Origin of the sequence: Micromonospora sp. WMMD708 (assembly GCF_049315245.1) — a bacterium.
GTDB lineage: Bacteria > Actinomycetota > Actinomycetes > Mycobacteriales > Micromonosporaceae > Micromonospora > Micromonospora wenchangensis.
In genome coordinates this window covers 1,382,585-1,396,850 of the sequence record NZ_CP186060.1, presented here as the reverse complement: position 1 = coordinate 1,396,850, position 14,266 = coordinate 1,382,585, and the positions used below count along the sequence as shown (strand labels likewise).

The 14,266-nt window shown below is 74.5% G+C and carries 9 protein-coding genes; 6 read left to right on the top strand and 3 right to left on the bottom strand.

The features are described 5' to 3' along the window. Nucleotides 1-183 precede the first annotated feature (183 nt). Nucleotides 184-2,934: a cellulose binding domain-containing protein gene (locus tag ACN260_RS06420; RefSeq protein ID WP_422755126.1), complete on the bottom strand. Its 2,751-nt coding sequence runs from the start codon at nucleotides 2,932-2,934 to the stop codon at nucleotides 184-186. Between the two features lie 175 nt (nucleotides 2,935-3,109). After that, a complete protein-coding gene (locus ACN260_RS06415) occupies nucleotides 3,110-5,164 on the bottom strand; it encodes a hypothetical protein (protein ID WP_422755125.1) in 2,055 nt (684 codons plus the stop codon). Nucleotides 5,165-5,399: 235 nt separating this feature from the next. Here ACN260_RS06415 and ACN260_RS06410 point away from each other — a divergent pair, with 235 nt between their 5' ends. Together ACN260_RS06410 and ACN260_RS06405 are read left to right on the top strand one after the other, a co-directional pair. Continuing rightward, entirely contained in the window at nucleotides 5,400-5,897 is a 498-nt protein-coding gene (locus ACN260_RS06410; RefSeq protein WP_422755124.1) for a redoxin domain-containing protein, read from the top strand. Then, nucleotides 5,894-6,439, top strand: a complete 546-nt coding sequence (locus tag ACN260_RS06405) for a DsbA family protein (RefSeq protein ID WP_422755123.1) — start codon at nucleotides 5,894-5,896, stop codon at nucleotides 6,437-6,439. Before ACN260_RS06410 ends, ACN260_RS06405 begins: the two co-directional genes overlap by 4 nt. A gap of 317 nt (nucleotides 6,440-6,756) precedes the next feature. On the opposite strand, the gene ACN260_RS06400 is transcribed toward ACN260_RS06405, so the two are convergent. After that, a complete protein-coding gene (locus ACN260_RS06400; protein WP_422755122.1) occupies nucleotides 6,757-9,744 on the bottom strand; it encodes a LuxR C-terminal-related transcriptional regulator in 2,988 nt (995 codons plus the stop codon). Nucleotides 9,745-9,911: 167 nt separating this feature from the next. On the opposite strand from ACN260_RS06400, the gene ACN260_RS06395 reads away from it, so the two are divergent. From ACN260_RS06395 to ACN260_RS06380, 4 genes are read left to right on the top strand one after another with little or no spacing between them, the layout of a single operon-like run. After that, nucleotides 9,912-10,313 (top strand): hypothetical protein, encoded by a 402-nt coding sequence (locus ACN260_RS06395; protein WP_422755121.1) that lies wholly within the window; start codon nucleotides 9,912-9,914, stop codon nucleotides 10,311-10,313. Then, entirely contained in the window at nucleotides 10,310-11,482 is a 1,173-nt protein-coding gene (locus ACN260_RS06390) for a zinc-dependent alcohol dehydrogenase (RefSeq protein ID WP_422755120.1), read from the top strand. Before ACN260_RS06395 ends, ACN260_RS06390 begins: the two co-directional genes overlap by 4 nt. 59 nt (nucleotides 11,483-11,541) lie before the next feature. Further along, entirely contained in the window at nucleotides 11,542-12,714 is a 1,173-nt protein-coding gene (locus ACN260_RS06385) for a saccharopine dehydrogenase family protein (RefSeq protein ID WP_422755119.1), read from the top strand. Between the two features lie 53 nt (nucleotides 12,715-12,767). Then, nucleotides 12,768-13,853, top strand: a complete 1,086-nt coding sequence (locus ACN260_RS06380) for a MerR family transcriptional regulator (protein ID WP_422755118.1) — start codon at nucleotides 12,768-12,770, stop codon at nucleotides 13,851-13,853. The last annotated feature ends 413 nt before the right edge of the window (nucleotides 13,854-14,266 follow it).

Genomic DNA, 14,266 nt, shown 5'->3' with positions numbered 1-14,266 from the left:
CGATCCACCCCCATTGGGGCGATGTTGCGGCAAAGACCCGGGTTGATGCCACAACTTCGCCGCACTGAGTCGATTCCCCGACCGAGTCGACCACCCCTGGACCGGGCAGATCCCGGACCGGACACGCGCCGGCTCCCCCGACAGGATCGGGGGAGCCGGCCAGTGTCGGATAGTTGATAGGTGTCAGCGGCTGGCGCAGGTCACCGCCGGGACGGCGTTGGTGCCGGTGACGTTGGCCGTGAAGCCGATGCTGGTGCTCGCGCCAGCGCCGAGCGCACCGTTCCACCCGGCGTCGCGCACCGAGACGTTCGCCCCGGTCTGGGTGAAGGTGCCGCCCCAGAGCGAGTTGACCGTCTGACCGTTGCCGAACGTCCAGCTCACCGTCCAGCCGGCGATCGCGCTGGTGCCGGCGTTGCGGACCGTCACCTCACCCTGGAAGCCACCGGGCCACGATCCGGTCACCTTGTACGTCGCCGCGCACCCGCCGGTGGGCGGCGGAGTCGTCGGCGGGGGCGTGGTGGGCGGGGGCGTCGTGGGAGGCGGGGTGGTCGGCGGAGGCGTGGTGGGGGGCGGCGTCGTCGGCGGCGGCGTGGTCGGGCCGGGGGTGGTCGGCGTCGGGGTGGGGGTGCCGCCGAGCCGGTCGGCGACCAGGATGCCCCGGCCGTTGGTGCCCAGGTAGACCCGGCCGTAGACCCGGGGGTCGCCGGTCAGCGCCTCGCCCGCGTTGCCGTACTGATGCTGGTCGTCGTTGATCCGCACCCAGGCCGCGCCGGTGTTGTCGGAGCGGTAGACACCGTGCTTGCCGTCGACGGTGCCGAAGGTGAACACCGCCGGGTACGTCTGCCCGGGGGCGGCCTTGCCGAAGCCGACGTTCACCGCCGACGACACCCCGGCCAGCTTGGTGAAGCTGGCCCCGGAGTCGGTGGAGCGCCACAGCCCGCCCTCACCGGCCAACCAGATGTCGCCCTCCTTGCCCGGGACCGCCTTGAACTTGACGTTCCCGGTGGTCGGCAGGCCGGTGGCGGCGGACGCGGTGAAGCTGGCCCCACCGTTGGTGCTGACGTAGAACCTGCCGGCGCTGAAGCCGTAGAACTTGTTCTTGTTGACCCGGTCGGACTCGACCACGGCGTTGGCCGGGATGCCGGTGGCGGCGGTCCACGAGTTGCCGAAGCCGACCGAACGGATCACCTGCTGCCCGGCGTCGCCCGGGGCCCAGACGAACTGGCTGCCGTCGGCGGCGGCGGCGACCGTGCCGCCGTTGTTGATCCCGCCCGGCTCGCTGCCCTGGAACCAGTTCGCCCCGCCGTCGGTGGAGAACGCGACGTGGCTGTCGTTGGGGCGGTCGGCGTCGGTGAAGTTGCCCGCCCGGACCATCGTCGCCGGGTTCGCCTCGGCGTAGTCGAGGCTCGTGGTGGTGGTGAAGACCGGCTGTGTGAACAGCATCGGCGGCACCGCGTCGAGGTCGGTGTGCCGGAACCCGCCGATGTCACCGAGCCCGCTGATCAGCGGCGCCCCGGTGGGCGGGCTGATCAGGTCCTGCACGGCGGTCTCCTCCAGGCCCTTGACCATCGGCTTGATGGTGAGCTTGCCGCCGGTGTCCCACTTGGTGAGGTCGGTGCTGCCGTAGATGGTCGCGCCGGTGCCGTACATGAAGCGGTTCGAGTCGAACGGGTCGATCTCCACCGACTCGTTCATCCAGCCCAGCTTCGGGGTCTCCTCCGGCGGGGCCGGGTTGGCCCCGAAGGTCAGCCACGGCACCGAGCTGATGTCCATCGTGAACTTCTTGGTGCGCTCCGGGTAGCTGCCGAACTCCCAGATCCGGCTCCAGGTCGCGCCACCGTCGGTGCTGCGGAAGAAGATCGCGTCCGGCCACCAGGAGATCTGGGTGGCGACCATCAGGGTGTTCGGCTTCTGCCGGTCGATGGTCAGCCCCGAGTAGCCGAAGTAGGCGTCGGTGCTGGACGACGGGATGGGGCTGATCTGCGTCCACGCGCCGGTGGCCCGGTTGAACTTCCACACGTCACCCTTGCCGCCGTCGTACGGGCCGCCGGTGTCGCTGGTGGCGATGTAGAGGAAGCCGCCGACCGGGTCCACCACGCCCTTGTGGGCCAGGTAACCGGTGGGCTGACCGGCGATCCGCTCCCAGCTCGTGCCACCGTTCGTCGAGCGGTACACCGGGTTGGCCTTGTCCGCCACGCCGACGTAGATGGTCTGCGTGGCGGTGCCCGCCGTACCGGTGCTCTTGTCGAAGGTGACCCAGGTCAGACCCTGGTTCTGGCTCTGGTAGCCGGTGGTGTCGTTGGGGTCGGCCCGGTAGTTGCCGACGTTGGGGAAGTTCGCCACCTTGGCCCAGGTGACCCCGTAGTCGGTGCTGCGCCACAGGCCGTTGCCGCCCTCGGCGCCGTAGTAGAGGATGCTGTTCTTGTTGGGGTCGACGGCGAGCCGCTCCCCCATGCCCCGGCCGGGCATGTTGCCGCCGTTCTTGAACGGCAGCGCGGTGGCCTGCCAGGTGGCGCCCTTGTCCGACGAGCGCAGGATCGCGCCGTTGTTCGGGTCCCAGTCGTTGGTGTACATGCCGACTGCCGCGTACACCCGGTTGGTCTGCACCGGGTCGGTGGCCAGGCTGACCACGCCGTTGTAGCCCCACTTGTCCGCGCCGACCCAGTCGAGCAGCGGCGTCCAGGACTGGCTGGCCTGCTCCCAGCGGTACGCGCCACCGATGTCGGTGCGCGCGTAGATCAGGTTCTTCTCGGTCTGGTTGAAGATGATGCCGGGGACGAAGCCACCGCCGTCGATCCGGACGTTCTTCCAGCTGTACGCCTCGGCCGCCGCCGCGGCGGCCGGTGTGGACGGTGCGACGGTGAACTGTACGGCCACGACAGCCGTCGCGGCGGCCAGCACGGTGGTGACCGCGCCGACGAGACTTCTCCGCATCTGCGGTTCCTCTCGGGATGCCAGGGTCAGGGTGCGACGTGCCCGTGGGGACGTCGACGGGTGCGAAGAGCTGCCCTGGCTCCCCGCCGGCACGCTTGGCTCCCGCTGCCGAAGAAGAACCCAACAGTAACCGGTACGCCGCCGAATTAGGAAGCGCTCCCAACTAACTCGGCCATCAGAGCCGGTAGATGACGTCCTCGCCGACGACCTCGCGACTGATGCCCAACCCGTCCACCGGTCGGACGGCCACGTCCGCCCACGGCGTGCCGGCCGCCCAGCCGGGCAGCAGCACCACCGTGCGCACCCCGACCTGCCGCAGGTACGCCACCGAGGTGGCGTCCGGGAAGGTCATGCTCGCCGCCCTGATCCGCTCCTGGGACTGCGGGGTGAACGAGGCGAGCCCGTTGACCACCTTGGGGAACCCGTCGGTCGACCAGAGCATCACGTGCAGTTCCCGGATGCCGTCGCTGGGTAGCACCAGCGCCGGGCCGGTCAGCCCGCGCAGCACGGCCGGCTGCTCCGGCGCGGGCACGTGCGGGGTGCGGTTGACCCCCTCCAGCAGCACCAGCAGCAGCGGCACCAGCAGCGCCAACCGGGCCAGCCGCCACTGCCGGGCGGGCCGCTCCGGGGCCGACTCCCGGGGGGCCGCCTGCTCGGCCGCCGACCCGGACCACGCCGCCGACCGCAGCGCCGGCCGTGGTCCGGCCACCTCCGCCGGTGCGGACGCCTCCACCAGCACGGGCGCTCCCGCCGGTCGCAGCACCGGCACGGCCGGCTCCGACCCGGGTTCCGTGTCCGGCCCCGGCGGCTGGTCCCCGGCCGGCCCCGGTCGCTGCTCCCCCACCGGCACTGTCCCCTGCTCCGCGTCCGACCCCGGCGACTGATCCCCGGCCGGCTCCGTGCCGGGGTCGGTCCCCCGCTCCGGATCCGCGCCGGGGGCGGTCTCCGGCGCCGGCCCGCGCACCGTCAACGCCCCGGCGGCGAGCAGGCCGAGCAGCAGGGTCGTCCACAGCACCAGCCGGCCCGGGGTACGCACCCCGTCCCAGCCCGGGGCGTGCTCGACCAGCGTCACGTAGCCGGGGTCGCCGTCGCCACCGAACGTGGTGCCCGCCGCGAGCGCCACGCTGACCAGCGCCGCGCCGGCCAGCATCAGCCGGTGCCGCAGCCGCCACGCGGAGAAGAACAGCCCCGCCACCGCCAGCGACAGCAGCACCACCCCGGGCAGCAGGGTCATCTCGCCCGGGAAGCCGAGCGTGGCGCGGGCGGCCTCGTGCCGCTCCCCCCACAGCCAGGACTCCGGCGGCGCGGTGACGAACCCCCGCCACGGCGGGGAGAACATCTCGATCTGGGCCACCGTCCGCCGGCCGGACGGGTTACGGGCCACCACCTCGAAGTACGGCGCGGCCATCGCCAGGGTCACCCCGGCGAACCCGATCCCGCCGGCCAGGTCGGCCAGGAGCAGGCGGCGCGGCACCACCGGCCGGGTCCGCCGCCGCAGCCACACCACGCCGTACGTGACCACCGCACCGAGGCAGAGCAGACCCAGCACGTACGCGAAGGGCAGGCCGATGCCGAAGCCGAGGGTGACCTGCCAGGCGGCGACCGCCCACCCGGCGACCACCCACCCCGGACGGACCCGGTCGGGGCGGTGGCCGTGCCGCAGCGACCAGCCGTGCCCCCGGGCCAGCATGGCCAGCGCGAGGGCGATCCCGCCGATGCTGAGCACGTGCAGGTGCCCTGCCTGGGCGAGCTTCCACGGGGCGTACGCGAAGGCCACCCCGGCCACCGCCGACCCGGCCCGCCCGGCCCCCACCTGCCGGGCCAACGCGTACGCCCCGAACAGGGCGAGGGCGTGGGTCAGCAGGTAGAGCAGGTTGTAGCGGATCACGGCGGCCACCGGACCGTCCCCGATCATGCCGAACGGGGCGTACCCGAGCAGGGTGTCGGAGTAGGCGTAGGTGTACGGCTCGGGATAGAACGTGTTGGAGTGCCAGACCTGCAACGGGTTGGTGAGCAGGGCGTGCCCGCCCCAGGCCACCTGCCACGCCTGCAACGTCGGGTCGCCGGTGTCCTGCGGGATGGTGCTCGCCGGATCGCGCAGGGTCGGCCAGGTCAGCACCACGGCCAGCAGCAGCGCGGCGAGCGCCGCCAGGGTCCACTCGTGCCGGGCAATCCGCCACGACACGCCCGCCAGCCGGCGACCGAAGATCCGCACCTGATCGACGTCCATCTCTCCACCCCGTCCTTCGCCGTCCGTCAGACTGCCCGAGTCCGATCCGGTTGTCGACACCGCGAGCGCCCGAATTTCGCCACCGCCTCCCCTTCCTACGGTCCGAATCCGATCTGACGACGCGGCGGGCAGGACGTGGTGGCGGGGGTGGGGCAGGACGTGGTGGCGTGGGTGGGGCAGGACCACCCGGGTCGGGTGAGCCGCCCTCACCCGACCCGGTGGGACGGTGGGCGGCATGACTGGATCCGACGGGCTGATCCGACCCGGGACACCGGCCCCCGAATTCACCCTGCCGGCCACCCCGGACGGGCGACGGACCGGACCCGCGCAGTTCCGCGGCCGGCCGGTGGTGCTCGCCTTCTACCCCGCCGACTGGTCCCCGGTCTGCGGTGACCAGATGGCGCTCTACCAGGCCGCGATGCCGGAGTTCGAGCGGTACGACGCGACGGTGCTGGGCATCTCGGTGGACAGCCTCTGGTCGCACCGCGCCTTTGCCGAGGCCAGGGGCGTCCGGTTCCCGCTGCTGTCCGACTTCGAACCCAAGGGCGAGGTGGCCCGGGGCTACGGGGCGTACACGCCGCAGGGCCAGGCCGGCCGGGCCCTGGTGGTGCTCGACCCGGCCGGGACGGTGGCCTGGAGCTACCTGTCCCCCGCCGAGGTCAACCCGGGCGCCGACGGCATCCTCGACGCGTTGGAGCAGCTCGGCACCGAACGGCAGGTGATGACCCGATGAGCAGCCCGTTGCAGGTCACCGCCCGGCTCCGGGTGCCGGTGACCGATACCGACCATGTCCGTGGGCCGCTCGACGCCCCGGTCACCCTCGTGCAGTACGGCGACTTCCAGTGCCCGTACTGCGGGGCGGCGTACCCGAACCTGACCGAGGTGCTGCGGCAGCGGCGGGACACCGTCCGGCTGGTCTACCGGCACTTTCCGATCACCAACCTGCACCCGTACGCCGAACGGGCCGCCGAGGTGGCCGAGGCGGCCGCCCACCGGGACCGGTTCTGGGAGATGCACGACTGGCTCTACGAACACCAGGACCAACTGGACCCGGTGCACCTGTCGCTCGGCATGGCGCAGGTGGGGATCCCGCCGGACGAGATCGACGCCGAGGTCGACCGGCACGTGCACGCCGACCGGGTACGGCACGACTTCACCGGCGGTATCCGCAGCGGCGTCAACGGCACACCGACGCTCTTCGTCGGCGATGACCGCCACGACGGCCCACTCGACCTGGCCACCCTCCTCGCCACCGTGGACGCCGCCACCACCTGACCCTGGCCGCCCGGCCGCGCGGCCCCACCTCACCCCGCCCTGCGCTGCTGCCCACCCGGTGCTGCCCGGCGCTGCCCCGGTGATCAAGAGGTTTGCGTCAGTTGATCAAGAGGTTTGAGTCAATTTGAAGATCGACTTCGACGCAAACTTCTTGATCACCGCAGCGGGGCAGAGCGGGGTGGGGCAGAGCGGGGTGGGGCAGAGCGGGGTGGGGCAGAGCGGGGTGGGGTGGGGTGGGGTGGGGCAGAGCGGGGTGGGGCAGAGCGGGGTGGGGTGGGGTGGGGTGGGGTGGGGTGGGGTGGGTGAGGCAGGGGGTGTCAGAGGAGGTGGAGGTCGCGGGCTCGGCGGACGGCTTCGCGGCGGCGGGTGGCGTCGAGCTTGCGGTAGATGTTGCGGACGTGGGTCTTGACGGTGTTGACCGACAGGGACAGTTCGCTGGCGATCTCCACGTTCGACAGGATGCTCTGCAGGTACCGCAGGATGGTCAACTCCCGCTCGGTGAGCGGCTCGTCCAGGGGGCGCTCCGGGTCGCCCTGCCGGGGACCGGCCGGCCCGCCCCGGGTGCCGCACGCACCCTGGCCGGGCGGCGGCGTGGCGTCCCGCACCAGGTCGCTGACCTGCGGCCAGTACGCCGTACCGGAGTCCAGGTGGGCCGCGAGCAGTTCCCGGACCTCCGGTTCGGCCCGGGTGAACACCCGTCGGTGGCCGTGCCGCCCGGCCAGGTCCAGCACCCGTTCCAGCAGCCGCCCGGCCCGACGCTCGTCACCGGCCCGTCGGGTCAGCAGCGCGTCCAGGACCCCGGCGGCGAGCCGTACCGGCAACGGCCAGTCGGCCGCGCCCGGGGCGTCCCAGTCGGGCAGGGCGTGCCGGGCGGCCCGCAGGTCACCGGCCCGCAACTCCACCCGGGCCAACGCCAACGCCAGCACCGGCACCGGCTCCGGCCCGAGGGCCCGCTCACCGAGCAGCCGCCGGGCCGTGTCCACGTCACCCTGCTCGCCGCGCAGGTCGGCCTCCAGGGCCAGCAACCGGTCAGCCAACTCCCCGGCACCACCGGCCGCCCCCGCACCACCGGCCGCCCCCGCACCACCGGGCGTATCCGCACCACCGGCCGCTCCGGCACCACCGGCACCATCGTCCATGTCCGCACCACCGGGCGTATCCGCACCATCGGGCGCATCCGCAAAGCCAGGCGGTACCGGGTCGTCGGGGGACGTCGACCTGCCGGCGGTCAGCTCGTCGCGGGCGCTCAGCACCGCCGCCATCGCCGCCGCCGGCTCACCCGCGTCCCGGAGCAGGGCGGCCCGGCACAGCGCCGCCACCGCCCCGGCCACGGCCGTACCGGTGACCGCGCCGGCCGCCGCCAGCTCGGCGGTCGCCTCGGCGGGCTGGTCCCGGTGCACCGCCACCAGCGCCAGCGCCAGGTGTGCGTAGCCGCAGTCGACCCGCCCCGACCACCCCTGGCAGGAGGGCATGGCCAGGGCCGCCCGCGCGGTCTCCTCGGCCGGCGTCAGCTCACCGGCGAGGGCGAGCAGCAGGGCTGCCCGGCTCGCGCCGACCAGCTCGGTCCGGGGGCGGCCGGCCCGCCGGGCCGCCGCCAGCGCGGCCCGGAACCACGCTCCGGCCCGTCCCAGTCCCCCCTCGGCCAGCTCGGCCAGGCCGAGCGCGGTGCCGGCCACCGCCCGGACGTCCGCGTCGTCCCTCCCCGTCCGGGGATCATCGCCGGTCACCGCACCATCGCCGGCTGCCAGGTCGGCACCGGCCGGCAGCGCCGAATCCGCAGGCACCGCCGAAGCGGTGGCGAGCAGGCGGGCGGCGGCCGTGCGTACCGTCGCGGGGTCGCCGGACAACCGGGCCAGGGTGAGTTCCAACGCCGCGGCGAGCCGCCGGAACCGGTCCCGGTGCGGCACCGGCAGCGTGTGGGCGGCCTGTACGGCGTCCCGCAGCCGGGCCGTCGCCGCCGCCACGTCCCCGGCGTACGCCCGCTCGGTGCCCGCGGCCAGCGCCAGCTCCGGGTCGCGGCGTACCGCCCCGGCCGGCGGCGGGGGCGGCGGCAGGTGCGGCGGCTCGCGCTCGTACGGGACCAGTTCCGGCCAGTGGGCCAGCAGCAGTTCGGTGGCGCGGTCCCACTGCCCGGCGGTCAGGGCGTGGTGCAGCGCGTCGGCCGGCCGGTCGTGGTCGGCGTACCAGTCGGCGGCCCGCCGGTGCAGTTCGTCGCGTTCCCGCCCGTCGAGGCCGGCGAGTTCCTCGCGCAGCAGGTCGGCCAGCATGGGGTGCGGCCGGTACCAGGGTGGGTCGCTGTCGTCGCGGTGCAGGAACCCACCGTCGCGGGCCAGGCCGGCCAGGACCTGACCGGCGTCGGGACGTCCGGTCAACGCGTCGGCCAGGTCGGCGCGGACCGCCTCGCCGACGGCGCAACGGCGCAGCACCTCCCGGGCCGGCTCCGGCAACGGGGTGAGCAGTTCGGCGCGCAGGTAGGCGGCGACGTCCGGGTGGTCGCCGCCGAACCGTCGTAGCCAGCGCTGCGGGTCGGCCTGGCCCCGGGCGGCCAGCGCGGCGAAGCGCAGGCCCGCCGGCCAGCCGCCGGTGCGTTCCCGGAGCCGGTCGACCACCGCCGCCGGTAGCGGCACCCCGTGCGCCACCAGCAGGTCGGCCACCTCGTCGGTGGTGAAGGCCAGGTCGTCGGGGCCGATCTCGGTCGGCTCCCCGGCCAACCGCAGCCGGTGCAGGGCCGGTGGCAGGCCGGTCCGACCGGCGGCGACGAGGCGCAACCGTCCGTCGGCGTGCCGGAGCAGGAACTCCAGCCCGGTGAGTACCTCCGCATCGGTCACCCGGTGCAGGTCGTCGAGGACCAGCCGGACGGGATGTTCCCGGGCGGCCAGTGCGGCGGCCAGCGCCTCCAGCCCGGCGGGCCGCCACCGACCGGCGGGGGCGGGTGGCGGCTCGTCCGGTTCGGTCCGGAGCGCACCGTGCAGGGCCCGGGTGAGGTACGCCCACAGGCGCGGTCCGCTGTCGCCCGCCTCGACCTGCATCCAGGCCACCGGGTTCCCGGTCGACGTCGCGGCCTGCGCCCCGGCGGCGAGCAGTGTCGTCTTGCCCCAGCCGGCGGGCGCGCGGACCACGGTGAGGATGCCGGCGACCCCGTCGTCGAGGCGGGCCAGCAGCCGGGGCCGCAGCAGCATCGGCTCGGGCGGGGCGGGCGGGGTGAGCCGGGAGGCCAGCAGCGGCGGCTCGACGGACGCCGGGGTGGTCGCGGCGTCGCCGGGGTGGGGTGTCGGATCGACCGTCCGTACGGGCTGCTGCGGCATTTGGCACCCCACCCCCACTCGGCGCGTTCCTCCCCCGGTCGGCGGCGGTTACCCGGCGCGGCCCGGTTCACCCCTTCGGGACGAGCCCGGTTCACCCGGGACGCGCCGACGATGGGCGCGCCGGAGAGCCCCTGGCAGGTCCCCGGCAGGAGAGGCGGGTGGTACGGATGGGACGGCTGACCCGGACCGGACGTGGGCGGTCGGGACGCGTACCCCGGCGGACGGCGGTCGGGTCGGGGCGTTGGCAGGTGGTGACGGTCGGCGTCCCGGCGGCGGAACTGCTGCCCGACGGGCGGTGGCCCGAGCCGCTGCGACCGCTGGCCGGTGCGGTGGAGCTGGATCTGCGGCCGGCCCCCGGCGGACGCGGCACCGAACTGGCCGTCCGGCCGCTCGGTGGGCTCGCCGCCCTGCCCGGGATGGCCGCCCACCTGGTCGGCGACGACCCCGACGGCTACCTGCGGCAGGTGTTGCGCGCGGTGCGGCAGGTCGTCGAGACCGGTGAGGTACTGCGCGCCGACCGGCCGGCCGGCGAGCGGCCCGCACCCGACCGGCCGGTGGTGCCCGGATGAGGGCGCTGTGCTGGGAGGGCGTCGACCGGCTCGTGGTACGCCAGGTGCCCGACCCGGAGCTGCGCAACGCCCACGACATGATCGTGCGGGTACGGCGCAGCGCCACCTGCGGAACCGACCTGCCGTTGCTCGCCGGTCGGGTGCCGGGCCTGGCCGTCGGTGACGTGCTCGGGCACGAGTTCCTGGGCGAGGTGGCCGAGGTCGGCCCGGCGGTACGCCGGCACCGCGTCGGCGACCGGGTGGTGGTCTGCGCCGCCGTGGCGTGCGGGAACTGCTGGTACTGCCGGCAGGGGCTGTACTCCTGCTGCGACAACGGCGCGGCCGGCGCGACGGTCACCGAGGCGGCCTGGGGGCAGCCCACCGGCGGCTGCTACGGCCATCCCCGTACCGCGGGTGGGTTCGCCGGTAGCCACGCCGAGTACGTCCGGGTGCCGTACGCCGACGTGGGGGCGTTCACCGTGCCCGACCCGGTCAGCGACGACCGGGCGGTGTTCGCCTCGGACGCCGCCCCCGCCGGGTGGATGGGCGCCGAGCTGGGTGCGGTCCGCCCCGGTGACGTGGTCGCGGTGTGGGGGGCGGGTGCGGTGGGTCAGCTCACCGCGCAGGCGGCGACGGTACTCGGCGCGGACCGGGTGATCGTGATCGACCGGCACCCGGAGCGGCTGCGGATGGCCGAACGCCACACCGGTGCCGAGACGCTGCACTACGAGCACACCGACGTCCCCGCCGAGCTGCGGGAACGCAGTGGGGGCCGGGGTCCCGACGTGTGCGTGGAGGCGGTCGGGGCGGCCGACGGCGGTGGCCGTCCGCCGTCGCTGGCCGACCGGTTCACCGGCCGGGGCGGCCCGGTCGAGGACCCGTTGGCGCTACGGGAGGCGGTGCACGCCTGCCGTAAGGGCGGCACGGTCTTCGTCTCGGGCACCTTCACCGGTTTCGTGGACTCCTTCCCGCTGGGCGCGGTGATGCACAAGGGGCTCACCCTGCGCGGCGCCCGGCAGCACGGCCAACGGTGGATTCCGATGTTGCTGGACCGGATGGCCCGCGACGAGCTGCGTACCGAGCACCTGGCGACGCACCGGTTCGACCTCGACCAGGCCCCGACCGGGTACGCACTGTTCCGGGACCGCGCCGACGGCTGCGTCCGGGTGGTGTTCACCCCGCACGGCTGAGCCGCCCGGTGGCCCGCCCAGCCGGTGTGCGGGTCGGGCCCGGGTGGCACACTCGGCGGATGCGCCCCGACCGCCCGTACGACCTCGTCCTGTTCGGCGCGACCGGCTTCACCGGCGGGCTGACCGCCGAGTACCTGGCCCGGCACGCCCCGGCGGGGCTGCGCTGGGCGCTGGCCGGCCGCAACCCGGCGAAGCTGTCGGCCGTACGGGACCGGCTCGCCACCATCGACCCGGCCCTGGCCACCCTGCCGCTGCTGACCGCCGACGTCACCGACGCCGGGTCGCTGCGTGCGGTGGTGGCGGGCACCCGGGTGCTCGCCACCACCGTCGGGCCGTACGTGCACCACGGGGAGCCGCTGGTCGCCGCGTGTGCCGCCGCCGGCACCGACTATCTCGACATCACCGGCGAGCCGGAGTTCGTGGACCTGATGTACGTGCGGCACCACGCCGAGGCGGTGCGCACGGGGGCCCGGCTGGTGCACGCCTGCGGTTTCGACTCGGTGCCGCACGACCTGGGTGTCTGGTACACCGTCCGGCAGTTGGCGGTGGAGGGGCCGGTCAGCGTCGACGGGTTCGTCCGGGCCGGGGGCAGGTTCTCCGCCGGGACGTACCATTCGGCGCTCACCGCGTTCTCGCGTACCGCGCAGGCGCAGCGGGCGGCGCGGGCCCGGCGGGCGGTCGAGCCCCGGCCGGACGGACGCCGGGTCCGGGCGGTGGCCGGGAAGCTGGGCCGGTCGGCGGCGGTCGGCATGTGGGCGGTGCCGCTGCCCACCATCGACCCGCAGGTGGTGCGCCGGTCCGCCGCCGCCCGTCCGGAGTACGGACCGGACTTCCGCTACCGGCACTTCGCCGCCGTCAAGCGGCTGCCGACGGTCCTGCTGGCCGGGGTGGGGATGGTGGGACTGGTCGGGCTGGTGAAGCTGCCGCCGACCCGGCGCTGGCTGCTCGGCCGGGTCGCCTCCGGGCAGGGGCCGAGCGCGGAGCAGCGGGCCCGGTCGTGGTTCCGGGTGCGGTTCGTCGGTGAGGGCGGCGGCCGGACCGTCCGCACCGAGGTGGCCGGCGGCGATCCCGGCTACGACGAGACCGCCAAGATGCTCGCCGAGTCGGCCCTCTGCCTGGCGTACGACGAGCTGCCCGCCACGTCCGGGCAGCTCACCCCGGTGGCGGCGATGGGGGACGCGCTGCTGGAGCGGCTGGTGCGGGCGGGGATCACGTTCCGGGTGCTTCCGTAGCCGGCGGCGGCCGGTGCGGGCTTGACCCTCGACCTGGTTGAGACGACAGCATCATGGGCGTGGAGAGCGAGCTGCTGAGCATCGGCGAGCTGGCCCGGGCCAGTGGCCTGACGGTCAGCGCGCTGCGGTTCTACGACCGGTGCGGGGTGCTGACCCCGACGCTCGTCGACCCGCTGAACGGGTACCGCTGGTACACCGCCGGGCAGGTGACACCGGCCCGGCTGGTGGCCGGCCTGCGCCGGGTCGGCATGCCGCTGGCCGGGATCACCGCCGCGTTGCGGCTGCGCGACGATCCGGCGCGGGTCGGGCTGCTGCTCGACGCGCACCTGCGCCGGTTGGAGGACGGTCTCGCCGACGCCCGCCGCGAACTCTCCCGGGTCCGTGCCCTGATCGATCCCGAGGAGTCTTGGATGACCACCCGAATCACCCTGTCCCCCGCCGCCCTGGCCGCCGCCGTCGACGCCGTCCGGTTCGCCGTCGGCACCGACCCCGACCTGCCGGTGCTCGGTGGTGTGCTGCTGGACGTGGAGTCCGACGGTGTCCGGCTGGTGGCGACCGACCGGTACCGGATGGCGCTGGCCCGGGCCGACGGCCGGGTGGACGGCCCGCCGGTGCGGGCGCTGCTGCCGGCGGCGGCCGTTGACGAGTTCCGGGCGCTGCTGGGCACCGGCGAACAGGTGCGGCTGACCGTCGCCGACGGGGAGGTCACGGTCGCCGTCGCCGGGGTCGAGGCCCGCTCGGCGGTGCTGCCGTACGAGTTCACCGACTACCGGCGGCTGCTGCACCGGCCGGCGGACACGTCGGCCCGGCGGGTCCCGGTCGACGTGGCGAGCCTGCGCAGCGCGCTACGGTCGGCCACCCCCACGGTGACCCGGGAGCACGAGGGGGTGGCGCTGCCGGTGACGGTGCTGGGGGTGGACGACCGCGACGGGCTGCGCCTGGTCGACGCCGCCGAACTGGCCGGGCCGGACGCGGGCGACCTGCTGGTCGGGGTGAACGGGGACTTCCTGCTCGACGCGCTGGACGCCGCCGGTGGCCCGCAGCTGGTGCTGGAACTCGACGGCCCGATCGCCCCGCTGGCCGTGCGCCGCCCCGACGACGAGGACACCTTCTCGATCCTGATGCCGATCCGGCTCTGACGCCCCCGCGCCGGGCGGGCACCCCGCGCCTCGCGCCACCGCCCTGCGGCCCCGCACGCGCACCCACCGGCCGGGGCTGACCAGTGCTGGCCAGGGCCGCCGGTGGACGCCACCACCCGACGAGCGATTACGCAAGGTGACAACCTCCGCGGCCTGCCCTGCCACCTCCGCACGCTTTGCTCTGCTGCCATGGACGCGACGACCACGTCAGGTAACCGTCGCTTCGGGAGCAGCAGAGCAAAGCGTGCGAGTGGGGGTAGTGGAGGGTCCCGGCACCTCAGACAGAAATCCCTGATCAACGGCGATGCTTGGGTCAGCAGACTGCGGCGGGCACGAAAGCGGCACCGACAGTGATCACCGAGAGTGAATTATGAGATCAACCCAGCACCGTGACCTTCGGTGATCGGTCGAGT